Source organism: Runella defluvii, from assembly GCF_014195535.1.
GTDB lineage: Bacteria > Bacteroidota > Bacteroidia > Cytophagales > Spirosomataceae > Runella > Runella defluvii.
Window position 1 is genome coordinate 136,978 of the sequence record NZ_JACIBY010000004.1, and the last position, 17,653, is coordinate 154,630.

17 protein-coding genes are annotated in these 17,653 nt (G+C 44.6%); 11 read left to right on the plus strand and 6 right to left on the minus strand.

The window, feature by feature from the left end; translation table 11 throughout:
• Positions 1-106 precede the first annotated feature (106 nt).
• Entirely contained in the window at positions 107-1,864 is a 1,758-nt protein-coding gene (sppA, locus tag FHS57_RS10820) for a signal peptide peptidase SppA (protein WP_183973414.1), read from the minus strand.
• A 251-nt stretch (positions 1,865-2,115) separates the two neighbouring features.
• Between sppA and FHS57_RS10825 the strand changes: the two genes are divergently transcribed.
• The 3 genes from FHS57_RS10825 (at position 2,116) to FHS57_RS10835 (ending at position 4,042) form a co-directional block, all read left to right on the plus strand.
• Complete coding sequence (locus FHS57_RS10825) at positions 2,116-2,430, plus strand: hypothetical protein (RefSeq protein WP_183973416.1); 315 nt, start codon at positions 2,116-2,118, stop codon at positions 2,428-2,430.
• Entirely contained in the window at positions 2,409-3,068 is a 660-nt protein-coding gene (locus FHS57_RS10830) for an ATP-binding cassette domain-containing protein (protein WP_183973426.1), read from the plus strand. Before FHS57_RS10825 ends, FHS57_RS10830 begins: the two co-directional genes overlap by 22 nt.
• Positions 3,069-3,238: 170 nt before the next feature.
• Positions 3,239-4,042 carry an enoyl-ACP reductase FabI gene (locus tag FHS57_RS10835; protein WP_183973428.1) on the plus strand — a complete coding sequence of 268 codons (804 nt, stop codon included), beginning with the start codon at positions 3,239-3,241 and terminating at the stop codon, positions 4,040-4,042.
• Positions 4,043-4,088: 46 nt separating this feature from the next.
• On the opposite strand, the gene FHS57_RS10840 is transcribed toward FHS57_RS10835, so the two are convergent.
• The 3 genes from FHS57_RS10840 to FHS57_RS10850 form a co-directional block, all read right to left on the minus strand.
• Entirely contained in the window at positions 4,089-5,294 is a 1,206-nt protein-coding gene (locus FHS57_RS10840) for an exo-beta-N-acetylmuramidase NamZ family protein (RefSeq protein ID WP_183973430.1), read from the minus strand.
• Positions 5,295-5,350: 56 nt separating this feature from the next.
• A complete protein-coding gene (locus tag FHS57_RS10845; protein ID WP_183973432.1) occupies positions 5,351-6,268 on the minus strand; it encodes an alpha/beta fold hydrolase in 918 nt (305 codons plus the stop codon).
• Positions 6,269-6,503: 235 nt separating this feature from the next.
• A complete protein-coding gene (locus FHS57_RS10850; RefSeq protein ID WP_183973434.1) occupies positions 6,504-7,250 on the minus strand; it encodes an SOS response-associated peptidase in 747 nt (248 codons plus the stop codon).
• 91 nt (positions 7,251-7,341) lie between these two features.
• Between FHS57_RS10850 and FHS57_RS10855 the strand changes: the two genes are divergently transcribed.
• The 5 genes from FHS57_RS10855 to FHS57_RS10875 are packed head-to-tail and all read left to right on the plus strand — an operon-like array spanning position 7,342 to position 12,174.
• Positions 7,342-8,364 (plus strand): aldo/keto reductase, encoded by a 1,023-nt coding sequence (locus FHS57_RS10855; RefSeq protein WP_183973436.1) that lies wholly within the window; start codon positions 7,342-7,344, stop codon positions 8,362-8,364.
• Positions 8,365-8,368: 4 nt separating this feature from the next.
• Positions 8,369-8,812, plus strand: coding sequence for a GreA/GreB family elongation factor (locus tag FHS57_RS10860; RefSeq protein ID WP_183973438.1), 444 nt, complete (start codon positions 8,369-8,371; stop codon positions 8,810-8,812).
• 14 nt (positions 8,813-8,826) lie between these two features.
• Positions 8,827-9,462: an ApaLI family restriction endonuclease gene (locus FHS57_RS10865; protein ID WP_183973440.1), complete on the plus strand. Its 636-nt coding sequence runs from the start codon at positions 8,827-8,829 to the stop codon at positions 9,460-9,462.
• Positions 9,452-10,681: a DNA-methyltransferase gene (locus tag FHS57_RS10870; protein WP_183973442.1), complete on the plus strand. Its 1,230-nt coding sequence runs from the start codon at positions 9,452-9,454 to the stop codon at positions 10,679-10,681. The genes FHS57_RS10865 and FHS57_RS10870 overlap by 11 nt, the downstream gene beginning before the upstream one ends.
• A 44-nt stretch (positions 10,682-10,725) precedes the next feature.
• Positions 10,726-12,174 (plus strand): tetratricopeptide repeat protein, encoded by a 1,449-nt coding sequence (locus FHS57_RS10875; RefSeq protein WP_229601316.1) that lies wholly within the window; start codon positions 10,726-10,728, stop codon positions 12,172-12,174.
• Positions 12,175-12,242: 68 nt separating this feature from the next.
• On the opposite strand, the gene folE is transcribed toward FHS57_RS10875, so the two are convergent.
• A complete protein-coding gene (gene folE / locus FHS57_RS10880) occupies positions 12,243-12,941 on the minus strand; it encodes a GTP cyclohydrolase I FolE (protein WP_183973447.1) in 699 nt (232 codons plus the stop codon).
• A complete protein-coding gene (locus FHS57_RS10885; protein ID WP_183973449.1) occupies positions 12,904-13,320 on the minus strand; it encodes a 6-pyruvoyl trahydropterin synthase family protein in 417 nt (138 codons plus the stop codon). The genes folE and FHS57_RS10885 overlap by 38 nt, the downstream gene beginning before the upstream one ends.
• A gap of 403 nt (positions 13,321-13,723) precedes the next feature.
• Here FHS57_RS10885 and FHS57_RS10890 point away from each other — a divergent pair, with 403 nt between their 5' ends.
• The 3 genes from FHS57_RS10890 (at position 13,724) to FHS57_RS10900 (ending at position 17,577) form a co-directional block, all read left to right on the plus strand.
• On the plus strand, positions 13,724-15,406 hold the full coding sequence (locus FHS57_RS10890) for a glutamine--tRNA ligase/YqeY domain fusion protein (RefSeq protein WP_183973450.1): 1,683 nt from the start codon (positions 13,724-13,726) through the stop codon (positions 15,404-15,406).
• A 108-nt stretch (positions 15,407-15,514) separates the two neighbouring features.
• Positions 15,515-16,207, plus strand: a complete 693-nt coding sequence (locus tag FHS57_RS10895) for a response regulator transcription factor (protein ID WP_183973452.1) — start codon at positions 15,515-15,517, stop codon at positions 16,205-16,207.
• Positions 16,204-17,577, plus strand: coding sequence for a sensor histidine kinase (locus tag FHS57_RS10900; protein WP_183973454.1), 1,374 nt, complete (start codon positions 16,204-16,206; stop codon positions 17,575-17,577). The genes FHS57_RS10895 and FHS57_RS10900 overlap by 4 nt, the downstream gene beginning before the upstream one ends.
• Positions 17,578-17,653: the final 76 nt, after the last annotated feature.

Consider the following 17,653-nt stretch of genomic DNA (forward strand, 5'->3'; position numbering starts at 1 on the left):
ATGTCGAATTAACCCATTCGACATTCTGCACTCGACACTCAAAAATCGGGTTGTGAGCAACCCTCTGCACAATTATTCGACACTCTGCACTCTACCCTCGACATTCCTACTTAATAGTAATATCAAATGGCAAGCGTGCTTGCGTTCCTTCCATTTGTTGGAGTTTCTTCAAGGTTTTGAGGTAAGGAGCGAAGTCGCCTAGTTTTTGCTGCAACATGGCTTCTTCGGCGTTATTAGAAAACTTCGTTATCATTTCCTCAAACACATTCTTTTCTTTTGGATAGCGAACGCGGTAGTCACCTTCTTTCAATTTGGCCGATTTTGCTGCAATTTCAATCGCTTTGTCTAACCCACCAAACTCGTCGATAAGACCGTTCCCTTTGGCTTCACGACCCGACCATACCCGTCCCGACGCCAATGACTGAAGCTTCTCCAACGGCATTTTACGACCTTCGGCTGCTTTTTTGGTAAATACGGCGTAGATGTTTTCGGTGCTGCGCTGCATACGGCTGTTCTCAAAAGGTGTCATTTCACGCGTTACACTTGGCCAATCAGAGTGGGCGTTGGTATTTACGCGGTCGAAGGTAATCCCCAATTTGTTGCGGAAGGTATTTTGGAAGTTAAACAACACGCTAAATACCCCGATTGAGCCCGTGATGGTGTTTGGATGTGCCACGATTTTGTCGCAACCCATGGCCATGTAATAGCCACCCGATGCCGCTACGTCCGACATAGACGCAATCACAGGTTTTTCTTTGCGGGTCAACTGAACCTCACGCCACATCACATCCGACGCCAAGGCGCTACCTCCAGGGGAGTTGATACGAAGCACGACAGCTTTCACTTTTTTATCTTTGCGGGCCTTGCGAAGCTCATCAACGATTGTCTCCGAACCAATGTTGCCATCGTTGCTTTTACCCGACATGATAGCACCTTCACCGATAATGACCGCGATACGGTTGTCGCTGCTGCCTTCTTTGACGTGTTTTTCGGCTTTTGAATACTTGCTGAGTCCTACAAACTTGATTTTATCATCTTCGCCCAACTTGAGTTCTTTGCGAAGTGCGCTTTCCACCTCGTCGTAGTAGCCCACGTGCGTGATAAGTTTGTGCGTGAGGGCATCTTGCGGAGAGTCAATGCTGAGTGAGTCAGCCAAGTTTTTCAACTGAGTAGGCGTGATTTTTCGTGCTTGCGAAATTTTATCCACCGCGTGGTCGAAAATGTTATTAATCAACACCTGATTTTGAAGACGACTAGCGTCGCTCATGTTTTCGCGAAAGAAAGGCTCTACGGCACTTTTATATTCTCCAACCCGAAAAATTAAAGGCTTCACTTCCAGTTTGTCGAGCGTGCCTTTGTAGAAATCATATTCAGCGCTGAGGCCGTTCCACTCCATTCCACCTGCGGGATTGAGGTAAATTTTGTCGGCAACCGACGCCAAGTAATACGCTTTTTCGGTCATTACTTCGCCGTAAGCATACACAAACTTGTTCGATTTCTTGAAATCAAGAATCGCATCGCGGATTTCCTCAGCGGTAGCCCAGCCCACCATTGGGTATTGTACATCAAGATATACCCCTTTGATATTAGGGTCTTGCTTGGCATTGGCGAGTGCCGAGCGAATATCGAGTAAGCCAAGGACATTGCCTTGCCCGCCCGAAAATTCGGCGAAGGGGTTCTCAACGGCTACTTCTTGAACAGGGTTGTTGAGATTGAGCTTTAACACAGAATTAGTTTCTATCGGTGTGCTATCTTCAGAAGAACCTACGGCGGCTACGATTCCAACAAAAAGGAAAAAGCCGAGGAGAGAAAACAGGAATAGACCGACGATGGTTGCGAAAACGTACTTAATAAACTGCCACATGAGTATAAAAGAGAAAAAATGTAATGGTCAAAAATAGGATTCTTAATTCACCTAACAAACAAAAATACGTTTTGGACTTGCGAAGGAGGAGGGTTTATGTTAAAAGGTGGATTGGTTGTACAAGTGGGAAAATGAGTGTATGGCTTTGAATGACATCGTGGTTGCACAAAAAATGTTAAAAGTCTTAAAGTTTCTTAACGAGCTTAGCACCTAAAAAATAATCTGGATAGTTTGCCAAAAACTTTACACAGATGCTATCGGTTGTGTTGCACTTTTACAAAAACTTTTGGATAATTCTGCACCTTGTGGCGTGGAGCGGCTGGTTGGCCGTGGGCGCACCCATTGGCGAGGAGTGGTGGGGAATGCTTGCGCCTCTTTTTTGGCTTAAACTGGCCTCTTACGGCGTAGTTTGGCTTTTGATGCAGACATTTTCTCGCGAAGGCTACCTCTTTTATCAAAACTTGGGCTATTCGCCAACGACGCTTTTTGTGGGTGCTTTTGGGCTTGACATGGTTTTATTTTTTACTTTATTAACCGCCATTCGATGGATGCTATTACTATTTTAGAGATAGACAGCGTGGAACTGTCGTTTGACGAACGTAAAATTTTACAAAGCGTTTATTTGAAAATTCCTCGGTATCAAATCACGTCTATTTTGGGGCGAAATGGTTGTGGGAAGTCTTCGTTGCTGCAAATTGTGTTTGGAACAATGAGGGCAACGAACAAGTCGGTTAGGGTCAATGGAAAGTACGTCGAATCACTTTACCGACAAGGCAACGTGGCGCGCTACCTGCCGCAGCATCCACTTACTCCGTCGTCGATGAAGGTAAAAGATGCCTTGACTTGGTATGGCGTGGATCTCCATGAAGCGAAGTACGACAAACTTCCGACGCTTATTTCGCAGCGAATGGGGGAGTTGTCGGGGGGAGAAAGGCGCTTTATTGAAGCATTGATGGTGTTGCTTTCGCCCGTGCCGTTTGTGTTGCTCGATGAGCCATTTACCAATTTAGCCCCCATTTATGTAGAAGCACTCAAACAGCATATTGTTGAGCAAAAACAAAATAAAGGGGTTTTAATCACCGACCATTTGCACCGAGAGGTGCTAGATATTGCCGACCAGAATTACTTGATTCAAAGTGGAAGTACGTATTTGCTCACGAACCCCCGTCAGGAGCTGGTCGATAGGGGGTATCTTCCAGGATAGATAACGACTATTTGCCCAAAAATTTGTTACTTTGCCCCGTTAATGATGGTTTACGGTTGGGAGATTTATGGTTTATGGTGGAAGTAATGTCCTGAACAGTAAACAACTAGCTATAAACTTTACAAACTCTAAACGGTAAGCTCTAAACCGAAAATAGCAAACTCAAAAAAATGGCAAACGGAATATTACAAGGGAAACGCGGCATCATCTCTGGTGCCCTCGACGAAAACTCAATTGCGTGGAAAGTAGCCTTGAAAGCTAAGGCAGAAGGTGCTTCTTTCACGTTGACCAACGCCCCAATCGCGATGCGTATGGGCGAAATTAAAAAATTGTCGGAGGCATGTGAGGCAGAAATTATCCCCGCCGATGCGACGTCACTCGAAGATATCGAAAACCTCTACGGCAAATCAATGGACGTATTGGGTGGAAAAGTGGATTTTGTGCTTCACTCCATTGGGATGTCACCCAACATCCGTAAAGGACGTGCTTACGGTGATTTGAACTACGAGTGGTTCCTAAAAAGTGTGGATGTTTCGGCGTTGTCGTTTCATAAATTTTTACAAGTAGCCGAAAAAATGGACGCCATCAACGAGTGGGGAAGTGTCGTAGCCCTTACGTACATGGCGGCTCAGCGTACGTTTCCTTTCTATACCGACATGGCCGAAGCCAAAGCGATGTTGGAGTCGATTGCGCGTAGCTACGGTTACCGTTACGGAAAACTTAAAAAGGTGCGCGTAAACACCGTTTCGCAGTCACCTACCAAAACTACGGCTGGAAACGGTATCGGTGGTTTTGATAAATTCTATGATTTTGCCGAAAAAATGGCTCCGCTAGGAAATGCCTCGGCCGATTCATGCGCTGATTTTGTGACCATGATGTTCTCAGATTACACCCGCATGGTAACGATGCAAAATCTTTTCCACGACGGAGGTTTCTCAAACGTCGGTATCTCAGCCGAAGTGTTGGAAGGATAGTTTTTTACAACTTCCCGAAAGCTTAGAGCTTTCGGGAAGTTCCTTGTTAAGGATACAACAAATACTTCTCCCGCATTTTTTTGTAGTTCGACAAGCCAGGCTCCCAGCTTTTACGAATCTCTTCTTCGCTCGTGCCTGCGATAATCTGCTTTTTAAGGTTCTCCGTTCCCGCCAATTTGTCGAAATTACCCATCTGCTTGCTTTGGCTCATGTCAAAGAACTTGTCTTTGTACGGATAAGCCGCATAGGTTTCAAACAACCACTTGAGGTTCAGTTTTTTAGATTTTACAAACGTATTGGCGTCAAACTTACGAAGGTCGAGTCCATAACATTCTTGGTCTTGGTGAAGCGGAGTTTCGCTCATGCCTTGGATGCTTACGGGCTTGAACGTAAAGCTGTATTTTCCCTTCAACGCAGGTGCACCCAAGACCGTAAAAGGCATGTAGGTGCCGCGCCCTTGGCTCAAAATTGTGCCTTCAAACAAACAGATACTTGGGTAAAGCATGATAGACTGCTGCGTGTTGAGGTTAGGCGAAGGCGGCACGGGCAACACATATGGCATGGCGTGGGTGTAGTTGGCAACCTTGATGATTTTTAATTTACACTGCATCTTGTTGGGAAGCCAGCCTTCGCCGTTAATCATTTGGGCAAACTCGCCAATGGTCATCCCGTGGGTAATCGGAATTGGAAACATCCCAATGCCTGATTTAAGGTGAGGTTCCAAAATAGGGCCGTCAACGCAAAAGCCGTGTGGGTTGGGGCGGTCGAGGATGACGAGTTCTTTGCCATTTTCAGCACACGATTCCATCACGTGTGATAGAGTGTTGATGTAGGTATAAAAGCGAGCGCCCACGTCTTGCACGTCAAAAATCATCACGTCAACGTCAGCCAAATGTTCCTTGGTTGGCTTGCGGTTTTTGCCATAAAGCGAAATGACAGGAATGCCTGTTTTGGGGTCTGAACTGTCGCTGACTTTAGCGCCATTGCTTGCATTGCCGCGAAAACCGTGTTCGGGACCAAAGATTTTGGTGATGGTCACGCCGAGTTTGACAAGGCTGTCAACGCAGTGAGATTTGCCGATGATGGAGGTTTGGTTGACCAACATTCCCACCCGTTTGCCCTTTAAGTAAGGAAGGTAAGTGCTGGTTTGGTCGGCACCCGTCATAATGGTTTTGGCGGGCGGCGCGACAAAAGAGGCGGTTAGAAAAATGGCTAAAAATGAGGCGATAACCGCCTTGAAAAGGTGTTTCATGTTAGATTGTTTTTGAAGAATACGCGATTAAAAGTGGGTAAAGATAACGACTTTACTCATTTATGTTCGCTTTGGCCGCTTCCTTGGGTGGTCGCAGAGGCGGCGGCTGTTCCTGCTATTGTGGTAAAAGGCGTTGAAACCAATTTGCGAACTAAGTCGGGATGTGAATAGGAAATCAGGTGGCCAGCTTCGGGTAAAAAGATGTAATGGGCGGGCTTATCGGCCAGTTGTTGACGCGCAAAATCAAGGTTGCTAGGGTCCACAATCCAGTCTTTCCCACCTTGCACCACAATCGTAGGGACTTGTAGCTTGGACCATTGTGGTTGCAGTTTTTTCAATTCGTTGGCGTGGGCAAATTTCTCAAACGTGGCTACGTTGAGCCGACGAGGCAGCCATGCACGGACAATCCACCACTTGGCAGGTTTGGAAAACCACCAGAATTTTTCTTTGGTTGGGTCGATGGCAGGGGCAAGCATCACCAACTGACTAAACGCGTTGGGGTTCAAAATCGCCATTTGTGCTGCAATCGGTGCGCCAAACGAACGACCCAAAAGAACCGCTTTTTGCTTTGAATGATTCAGCGAAAGGGCCAACATCGCGGCTTTGGCTTGGGTTTCGATGGAGGTTACAAAGCGTTTTTTGCGCAAGCTCGAATGGTTGTAGCCCAAGCGGTCGATGGCAATGATGTGAAAACGACTTTGTAGCAAAGAATCATCGACCATGTTCATGTACCCGTACCAAGCCCCAGGTGCTCCGTGAATGAGCAACAGTGGAGGAAGGGTATCAGCACCCGTAGTCGCCGCAAAAAGCTTGAGACTGTCGTTTTGAATGGTGTAAAAAGTAGGTTTGACGGGGCGATTGGCGTAGTGTTCGCGAATGTCACGGTCGTTTTTTCGCCACGACCGAAAACAAGACGAAAGGCTGCCTGTCAGAAGCACCAAACCCAGCCAGAAAAGAAGTTTACGATTTAGCATAATTAAAAGTATTTGTGCCGTCGGTTGCTCACAATGTGTGTAGCGGTTGCTCACAACCGCGTTTTGTTTAGAGTGTGTAGCGGTTGCTCACAACCGCGTTTTGTTTAGAGTGTGTAGCGGTTGCTCACAACCGCATTTTGTTTAGTGTGTGTAGTGGTTGCTCACAACCGCGTTTTGTTTAGTATGTGTCAGCTTTTGCGTAATAGGGAGGTTGTGAGCAACCTCCTTCACAGGCTCAAAACAAACTCAATTGCTGATGCGATAGTTCAGGGTACGAAACGCGTGTTAATACCTCAGGTACGTTAGACTGACTTTTAGGGTCGCTTATCGACTTGCCAATCGTAAACGCTTCCATCGTGGCATCGTCAATTGGTTTTTTAAACAATTCAAGGTCAAACGCATCCGATTGGGTAGTAAGCCAAACCGCTTCTAACTCTTTTGGTATAATAACGGGCATTCGTTGCTTTGTGTTGTGAATGCGCGCCATGAGCGGATTGGCATCGGTCGTAATAATGCTAAATGTATGCCAAATATCATTGGCTTGGGCAGGATTGTGCCACGTTTCCCATATTCCCGCCATGGCAAAAAGGGGCTGGTTGTGCAGGTGGATAAAGTACGGGTATTTTTGTTTGCCTACGGTTTGCCATTCAAAAAAGCCAGTAGAAGGAATAAGGCAGCGTTGGGCGTGTTGGAGGGCGTACTTAAACGAGGGCTTTTCGTCGAGGGTTTCGATTTTGGCATTCAAAGTACTGCTGCGGAGTTCGAGCGCTTCTTGAGGGCTGCGGGCCCACCGTGGAACCAACCCCCAATGAAAAAATTGCAAACTGTGCGGAGCTTGGGCGGTGATGATGGGCCAGATGGGATAGTCGAAGCCATTAGCGTGGTAAATAGGCTCAAATTCAACGGTTTTGGCCTGTTTTTGTACCTCAAATTGCTTCTCCATTTCTTCAACGGTAGCGGTCAATGAATTGCGAAAACACATGGCTTGTTAAGGGTATAAGTGGTTTTTTCTGTGTAGTTTTGAGCAAAGATTTGTTTTCTTTGCCCACCCTCATTAAACAAACTATGACTCTATGAAATTCAAATTATTGGGAAAATCTGGCCTTCGCGTATCAGAATTGTGCCTCGGTACAATGACTTTTGGTACCGAATGGGGCTGGGGAGCCGACAAACACGAGAGCAAAAAGATTTTTGAAGCCTACGCCAACGCAGGTGGTAATTTCCTCGATACAGCCAACCGCTATACCGAAGGAACATCGGAGACATTCTTGGGAGATTTTATCTCGGCCGACCGTGACCATTTTGTCGTTTCGACCAAATATACCTTGTACGACCGCAACGGCGACCCCAACTACGCGGGCAATCACCGCAAAAACATGATTCGTTCGGTCAATGAAAGCCTTAAACGCCTCCATACCGATTATATCGACGTGTTTTGGGTACACATGTGGGAATTTACCACGCCCGTTGATGAAGTAATGCGCGGATTGGATGATTTGGTTCGGAGCGGAAAAGTGCATTATGTCGGGATTTCGGACACACCTGCGTGGGTCATTTCACGCTCCAATATGCTGGCGGAGTTGCGTGGCTGGAGCCAATTTGTGGCGCTTCAGGTAGAGTATTCACTTTTACAACGTGGTGCCGAACGCGATTTGCTTCCGATGGCCCAAACCCTCGACATGGCCGTGACGCCCTGGGGAGTGATTGGAGGAGGAGCTTTGACGGGAAAATACTTGCGCGGCGAAACAGGGCGCGTACCCGAAAATAGCCTTCGCCGCAGCGAACGCAGCAGCGACATTGCGCAAGAGGTAGTGGATGTAGCGCAAGAATTGGGCGTTACCCCTACGCAGGTAGCGATTAACTGGGTGCGCCAACGGGTGTCAAATGTGATGCCAATTGTGGGGGCAAAACGCGTAGAACAGCTCCAAGATTCGCTCAAATGCCTTGATTTTGTCATTCCTGACGAAATTATGACGCGTTTGAACGAGGTAAGCAAAATAGAATTAGGCTTTCCGCACGATTTTCTTTCGTCGGAAGGGATGAAACAATCCGCTTTTGCGGGTATGTATGACCAAATTATAAATCACCGTCTTTAGTCCGTTGAAACAACAATTACTTACGCTGCTAAAAACGCAGTTTGATACCCGCGTGCAAGCGGCGCAGGAGGCGATGCAAAACGCCCAAGATTCGGCCAATGAAGAAACTAAAAGTTCGGCGGGCGATAAGTACGAAACGGGGCGGGCGATGGCGCAAATTGAGCGCGATCGCCACGCCCAACTCTTTGATCAACTGCGTCAAGAACGCGCCGTTCTCGACCGCATCGACCCCGATTTTGTGTTTCAACGCGTGGGGCTGGGGGCGTTGGTCACGACGTCCGTGGGAGTGTTTTTTGTCTCCGTCAGTGCAGGAATGGTAGTGGTAGAGGGTCAAAAAGTGATTGCGATGTCGCCTCAGTCGCCTTTGGGGGCGTCATTGATGGGGAAGCAAGCAGGCGATTCGTTTCTGTTTCAACAGAAAAAAGGGATTATTGAAGGGTTGACGTAAAATTGGTTTTTCTGATGGAAGAATTGATACAAAAGATAGAAAAACTAGCCGAAGTTTATTCTGTAAACTTGAAAAACAGAATTGACATTAGAATAGAAGAAATGAAAGCAGACGATAACTCACATTATCTCATCTATCGTGTGTTAGGGATTTCGCGCCAAGAAGGGCAACTTATTGATCAATATCAAAATACGGGAAGGTTCTTATACAAATATGCAGGGGCGTTTCTTGAAGAAGCCGCAACTTTATGTTTGAATTTTAAATTTCCAAATGGTATAAAAACCAAAATTGAAAATACAATTGGTCAACGCCCCAAAACTTTTGAAATTGATTTTTTGAATGGAAACGATGCCATAGAAGTAAAGTGGAAAGATGCAACTACCGATGGTGACCACATTACCAAAGAACACACGCGAGTGCAAGTAATCAGAGAACATGGGTACAAACCAATTAGAGTCATGTTTTATTACCCACAACGAGAACAAGCTATTAGAATTCAAGAGACTTTGAAAACGCTCTATAAGGGTGTTGAAGGAGAATATTATGGTGGTGATGAAGCTTGGGAGTATTTAAAAGCATACACAGGCGTTGATTTAAAGCTTATTTTGACACAAATCGCAAACGAAAGAGTACCTGAAAATGGAAATTAATCAAATCTATCACGGAAATTGTGTTGAAAAACTCAAAGAAATTGAGTCTAATAAAGTGGACTTAATTTACTTTGACCCTCCTTTTTTTACGCAACGTAAACACAGTCTTACTACCAAAGATAAATCTAAAACCTACGAATTTGATGATAAATTCAACTCCATTGAAGAATATTTAGGGCTTATCGAAGAGGTATTATATCAATCAAAACGAATTCTAAAAACGACCGGTAGCGTATTTCTTCATTGTGATAAAACAGCATCGCATAACATTAGAGTTGTAATGGATAAAGTTTTTGGACGTGAAAACTTCCAAAGCGAAATCGTTTGGTCATATAAAAGGTGGTCTAATGCCAAGAAAGGGCTTTTGAATGCACACCAAGTGATTTTCTTTTATTCTAAAACACAGGATTTTAAATTTAACACACTCTATACTGACTATTCTGCTACGACCAATCTCGACCAAATTTTACAAGACCGAGAGCGTGATGAAAATGGTAAATCAGTTTATAAAAAGGATAAAAATGGCAATATCGTTTTAGGTAAAGAGAAGAAAGGAGTACCACTTTCAGATGTTTGGGAAATTCCTTATTTAAACCCAAAAGCTAAAGAAAGAACAGGTTACCCGACTCAAAAACCCGTTTTGTTACTAAATCAGATTCTAAGTATTGTAACAGATGAAGGCGATTTAGTGTTAGACCCATTCTGTGGTAGTGGCACGACTTGTGTTTCAGCAAAGCATTTAAAAAGAGAATTTATAGGTATAGATATTTCAATAGATGCAGTTGAACTGGCGAATTCACGGTTAAGAGAAATGGTTATCTCTGAATCAAATCTACTAAATAAAGGAGTAAATGAATACCATGAGAAAACGGAAAAAGAATTAGGTATTTTACAAAATATCAATGCGTTTCCCGTTCAGCGAAATAGTGGAATTGATGGCTTTTTAAAAGAGCATTTTGAAGGGATGCCAGTCCCTGTAAAAATTCAAGGAGAACATGAAATGCTTGAAGATGCGATAGAGAAGCTAGAAAAGGCTTCGTTGGGAAAAGCCTATAAAATGAAAATCGTTGTTCAAACGAAGGAGACTGGCCTGAACCGACTTTTTGGTTTTGAATCGGATGTAACTATTCTAAAATCGCTTGAGTTACAAACCAAAGAATTGATAAAGAAAAACAGCTATAGTGTTTCTAATGAATCTAGAACGCTTTTAGGATGCTGAAAAACTGCTATTTCTTTTTCTTTATTTCGGCACTTTTAAGCTTTATGAATGGTCGCGCAAATGCGCAATCGACCGTTTATTCATTCTCTCCCAATCTTCAGCAAGCGTATCGAGAGGTTTTTAAACTTAAAGTCAATGCCGCCAAAGCGCTTTTTGTCAAAGAAAAATCGCCTAATGCACTTGCCGTCTATGTAGAGAATTACACCGACATGGTGACGTTGCTGGTGAGTGATAACAAGGCCCTGTTTGAACAACTATCTCCCAACGAAGATAAACGCCTTTCGTGGCTCGACGACCAGCCGAGTTCGTCCCCTTATCAGCGTTTTGTGCAAGCCGAAATACGACTCCACTGGGCATTCATTAAACTCAAGTTTGGGAAAGAAATGAGCGCCTCTTGGGATATTATCAAAGCCTATCGGCTACTGGCCGAAAATGCGCGGCTATATCCCGATTTTGTACCTACCTATAAATCGTTAGGGTTGTTGCACGTCCTAATTGGCTCGGCACCGCAGAGTTATCAATGGGTAGCTAAGTTGTTGGGTTTGAAAGGAAATATCCCCCAAGGACTGCGCGAAGTGCAGCGGGTGATTCAGCAAGACAACGTGTTTTCGTTGGAAGCGCAGTTGATTCAAACGTTGCTGCACGCGTATATTTTGACCTATACCGAAAAACAAAATACGGAGCTGCTGCAACTGGTGCATAGCCAGCCCGATAATCTGTTGCTGCATTTTTTTGGAACAACGGTGTCGATGAAAGACGGGAGGGGAGAACAAGCGCTTGGTTTGCTCAAACAACGTCCCAAAGGAAGTGCTTACTTTGCATTTCCATTTTTGGATTATTTGGAAGGTGAAATTTTGCTCCAAAAAGGCCAATACGCCGCTGCCAGAACCCAGTTGAACGAGTTTTTAGGACAATACAAAGGTCAAAACTTCCTGAAAGATACCTATTTGAAGCTGTTTTTGAGCCATTGGCTCGTTGGTGAAGATGCCGAGGCCAAGGTATTTTTAGGAAAAATCGGCAAAGTCGGGGCTGCCTATGTGGAGTCGGACAAAGCAGCGTTGAAGTTTGCCGAAAGCTATGCCAAAGGATTGATTTCTGGCCAACAAAAAATCTTGATGAAAGCACGTCTGTCGTTTGATGGCGGTTATTTGGAGGATGCGGCGGCAACGCTACGAAACGTCAATGAAGCATCGTTTGAGAACGGGAGAGACCGTGCCGAATACCGTTATCGGTTGGGGCGTATTTTTCAACGTCAAGAACATACCGAGGCGGCTATTCCCAATTACGAACGGGCGATTGTATTGAGTCAGGCGCAGGGTTTGTATTTTGGCGCAACGTCGGCTTTGCAGTTGGGATATATTTACCAAGCCAAAGGACAAAAGTCCAAAGCCATTCAGTACTTTCAGCAAGCGCTTAATTATCCCAAGCACGAATACAAAAACAGCGTGGACAATAAAGCCCGCGCTGCTTTGACCCTTTTGGGAGTGGAGTAGCTTCCTACCTTCCCGAAAGTTTGGAACTAATCAACCTCCCGAAAGTTTTGAACTTTCGGGAGGTTTTACTACGATAAATATTTCAAAAATTCACTCTTCGTGCTGTCTTCTTGGAATTTGCCGCCGTAAAACGCCGTCACAGTCGAGCTGGAATCGTCTTGTACCCCGCGAGAAGCGACGCATAAGTGTTTGGCATCCATGACGATAGCCACGTCTTCGGTTTGAAGAATTTGTTGTAATTCTTTGGCAATTTGTACTGTAAGGCGCTCTTGTACTTGCGGGCGTTTGGCAAAATATTGCACAATACGGTTCAGTTTAGAAAGCCCAATCACTTTCCCGCTCGAAATGTAAGCTACGTGCGCTTTGCCAAAAATAGGAACAAAGTGGTGCTCGCAGTTGGAGTAAAAACTGATGTCTTTTTCCACCAACATTTCGTTGTATTTATACTTGTTTTCAAAGAGCGTTGCCTTGGGCTTATTCGCAGGATTTAAGCCTGAGAATAGCTCTTTTACGTACATTTTTGCTACGCGATGCGGAGTTCCGTTGAGGCTGTCGTCGGTGAGGTCAAGTCCAAGGGTTTCCATGATGGCACGAAAATGCCCCTCAATTTTGGCCACTTTTTCTACGTCGCTCAATTCAAACGCGTCCTCGCGCAAAGGCGTATTGTAAGCACTAAATAGGTGATCATCTCCCCAGTCGTCGATGTTGAGTTCACCCAAATCTGCATGGTTAGGCAGGGTATTCCACAAAGTTTCGTTCTGTTTCATAAAGCCGTATTTTCAAATCGAGCGACTCTGCTAAGTGCTCACGTAAGAGGTTATAGATGACAATTGAAATGTTTTCTGCGCTGGGATTCATGTTTTTAAACTCCTCAGTATCCAGATTTAGATTTTTGTGGTCAAACTTGATCAAAACTGTTTCCTCGATTAAATCATTCAACCATTTCAAATCTACAACGTAGCCAGTTTCGGGGTTTACTTCGCCCGTCACTTGCACAATCAGCTCATAATTATGTCCGTGGTAATTGGGGTAATTGCATTTCCCAAAAACACGCGCATTCTGTTCGTCCGACCAGGTCGGATTGTTCAGACGGTGTGCGGCATTAAAGTGTGCCTTCCGAAACACCGCCACTCGTGGGTTGCTCATATAGTGATAAAAATCTGTTCAATTGTTGGTTTTACGTACGTGCCGAGGAGTCGTCAGAAAGTTTGTCTGCAACACCCTCTCGACCGTTGGGCGTGGTACCAATTAGCCCGAAGGTAAGTATCGTTTGTCAACAGTTTATTTAACATTTGCAGGTTTGAAATAGTTTTGAAGTTTTAGTAATAACGGCTAAAAATTATATATATTTTTTGGTAACTTTTTGGAAATGAGTTTGTTGAAAATGATGGATGTTGTTGAAGATGCGATGCGTAGGTTGAAAAAAGTGAGCAAAGCCAGTTATTTTCAGGTGTTCAACCCGAATAAATGTTAGTTTTGTGTTTTCAATACATACAGAAAAGATATGTATTAAGAAAACCGAAGGGTCGAAAAACACGTTAATAGTAGTATGAGTGAAATTGCCAAAGAATCCACCGAAGAGAAATCGCTGAACTTCATCGAACAAATCATTGAAGAAGACATCCGTACGGGTAAACACGAAGGCCGCGTTCTGACGCGCTTTCCACCCGAACCCAACGGCTATTTGCACATTGGGCATGCCAAATCCATCTGTTTAAACTTTGGAGTGGCTCAGAAATACGGAGGAGGTACCAACTTACGCTTTGACGATACAAATCCCGTCACGGAAGATACCGAATACGTTGAGTCAATCAAAAATGACGTTCAATGGCTTGGTTTTCAGTGGGTAAATGAATTTTATGCCTCTGATTACTTTGATAATTTGTATGCTTTTGCCATTGATTTAATCAAAAAAGGATTGGCATACGTGGATGAATCTACCTCAGAGCAAATCGCTTCTTTGAAAGGAACACCTACCGAACCAGGAACTAATAGCCCGTACCGTGATCGTAGTGTGGAAGAAAATTTGGATTTGTTTGAGCGAATGAAAAACGGCGAGTTTCCTGAAGGGTCTCGTACACTTCGTGCCAAAATCGACATGGCGGCGCCGAATATGATCATGCGCGACCCCATCATTTATCGGATTAAATTTGCCCACCACCATCGCACAGGCGACAAATGGTGCATCTATCCGATGTACGATTTTGCCCACGGTCAGTCGGATTCTATCGAACAAATTACGCATTCAATCTGTACGTTGGAGTTTATTCCTCACCGCGACTTGTACGATTGGTGCATCGATAAACTGGAAATTTTCCCCTCAAAACAATACGAGTTTGCGCGCCTCAACTTGACTTACACCGTCATGAGTAAGCGCAAATTGTTACAACTTGTCAACGAAGGGCACGTGACGGGCTGGGACGACCCACGGATGCCAACCATTTCGGGGCTTCGCCGTCGTGGCTATACGCCTGAGTCAATCCGTGAGTTTTGCGACCGCATCGGTATCGCTCGCCGCGACAACCTTATTGACGTGAGTTTGTTGGAGTTTTGCGTTCGCGAGCATCTTAACAAAATCGCGCAGCGCCGCATGGTAGTACTCGACCCGCTCAAAGTGGTCATTACCAACTTCCCCGAAGATACGGTTGAACTTTGCTTGAGCGAAAACAACCCCGAAGACCCCAACGGCGGAATGCGCGAAGTGCCATTTAGCCGTGAGGTTTATATTGAGCGGGAAGACTTTATGGAAAATCCGCCGAAAAAATTCTTCCGCTTGGCCGTAGGACAAATGGTGCGTTTGAAGAGTGCGTACATCATTCGTTGCGACGAAGCAATCAAAGACGAAGCGGGTAATATCATCGAGTTACGTTGTTCATACCTCGAAAACAGCAAGAGTGGGAATGATACCTCAGGTATCAACGTCAAAGGAACGCTCCATTGGGTGTCGGTTTCGGAGGCGTTGCCGATTGAAATTCGCCAGTACGACCGTCTCTTCAAGGTAGAAGATTTAGCGTCGGCGGAAGGAGATTTCAAAGACCACATCAATCCAAATTCGTTGGAGGTGATTACGGGCTACGCCGAGCCATCGCTCAAAGAAGCGACGGTTGACACCAAAATCCAGTTTGTTCGCAAAGGCTATTTCTGTTTAGATACCGACGCTACACCCGATAAGCTTATCTTCAACCGCACAGTTGGACTGAAAGATACGTGGGGAAAAGTAGCAGGGAAATAATTTTCTGAAGTTTTGATAGAAAAACGGCATTGTAGCTTTAGAAGTTGCAGTGCCGTTTTTTGTGGTTAAATTGCAAAGGAATGTTTTGGAAAAGGCACCAACTGAGCTATGAAGAAAATCTTGTTAGTGGAAGACGAAGTCAATGTAGTCAGCTTTATAAAAAAAGGCTTGACCGAGGAGGACTTTGAAGTATCGGTGGCTTTAGACGGTAATTCGGGGGTTCAGATGGCCTTGAGCAGTGACTATGATTTGATTATTCTTGACATTATGCTTCCCGACAAAAACGGTATTGAGGTTTGCAAAGAGCTGCGCAACAACCAGATTCAGGTACCGATATTGTTTTTGACGGCCCTCAATACCGCCGATAATATTGCTTTGGGGCTTAATTCGGGGGCAGATGATTATTTGGCCAAACCCTTCAAGTTCATCGAGTTGGTTGCTCGTATCAAAGCACTTTTACGTCGAGCTAGTCAAGGAGGAGGCGAGGCCAAGGCAAAAGAAAATGTGTATGTGGTGGCCAATTTGAAAGTGGACGATGACTCGAAGACCGTAGAACGAAATGGGGAGCTTATTTCCCTCACTGCTACCGAATATCGGCTGCTGGTCACCTTGCTAAAAAACAAAGGAAAAGTGCTTTCGAGGGTGGATTTGCTGGAGAGCGCGTGGGACATCAATTTTAACCTAGCCACGAATGTCGTGGATGTTTACATCAATTATTTGAGAAAAAAACTTGATTCGGCCTATGAACCCAAGCTCATTCATACCGTGATTGGCATGGGCTATGTGTTAAGAGAAGCATGAAAACCCAACTGAAAATAGCGCTTTTTCTGATTTTTACCAACAGCCTGATGCTGCTTCTGTTTGGGGGAAGTATCTATTACTTTTTGTATAATTATTCCTACACTGATTTTTACAAACGACTAGAAACGCGGGCGACGATTGCGGCGAAGTACAATTTTGATGCTGATAAAATTAATGCCGAGCCGTTTAAAATTATCCGTAAAGAACACCTTGAAAAGCTGTCGGCCGAAAAAGAGTACCTGTATAGGGTCGAAAATAATAATGATTTAGCTGAAATGGCGCAAAAATCAGAACTCCCAATGGCGTTTTTGAAGGAGATTTTGAACAAAGGGAAAGCCACGCGTCAGATGGACGAAACCTTTTTTACGGGAATTCGGCACGAGAGCAAGAATCAAACGCACATTGTGGTGGTATCCGCCAAAAACTACTACGCTTCCAATCACTTGTTGTTTATGCGCAATGTGATTTTACTTGGTGTGCTTCTTATTGCATTGATAACCACCTATTTATCTTTTTTCTTCTCAAGGCGAATTTTCGATCCAATTAAGCACATCACCGATCGGGTGAAACAAATAAGCAAGGATAATATTCATTTGCGCATTGAAGAGAAAAAAAATGATGCCGAAATTAGCCAATTGATTTCTACGTTCAATGACCTACTGAATCGGCTTGAGACTTCGTTTGAAACCCAAAACAATTTTGTTAGCAATGCCTCGCACGAATTTGGTACGCCACTCACGTCTATCATGGGAGAAGCCGAAGTGATGCTCATGAAACAGCGTTCACCCGAGGAATACCAGCAGTCGCTGATGAGTATTTTGGGGCAAGCCGAGCGCCTGAACCAAATCACGCAAACGCTGTTGTATTTGGCCCAAACGGGTTATACCAACAAGCGGGTTAATTTTGAAATTTTACGAACCGATGACCTGATTTGGCAAGTCAAGGAGATGATTGATAAGCTCAATCCCAAGAATAATATCCAAGTTGACTTTAGCCTGTTGCCCGAGAATCCCAAAAAATTGAAAGTGATGGGCAACCGCCAGCTGCTTTCTCTGGCTTTTACCAATATATTAACAAACGCTTGTAAGTACTCCAACAATAAGCCCGTTGTGGTGACGATTGCCTCCAGCGATGACCAAGTTTTTTTGGCATTTACGGACCACGGGATTGGGATTCCCGAGTCAGAACTTCCGTTTATTTATGACCCGTTTTTTAGGGCTTCCAACACCCGAAACTTTGAAGGCTATGGGATCGGATTGCCTTTGACCCGTAATATTATTAAAATTCATAACGGCCAATTGCAGCTTTCTTCGGTCGTAAATGAAGGGACGACGGTTCAAATTAGGATTCCATTGGCAAAAATTCCGTAAAAAAATCATTTCTTATCGAATTCTAATCTGCTTCTTAAATCATTCTTAGTTGGGGGTAGCACCTTTGCATTGGTTT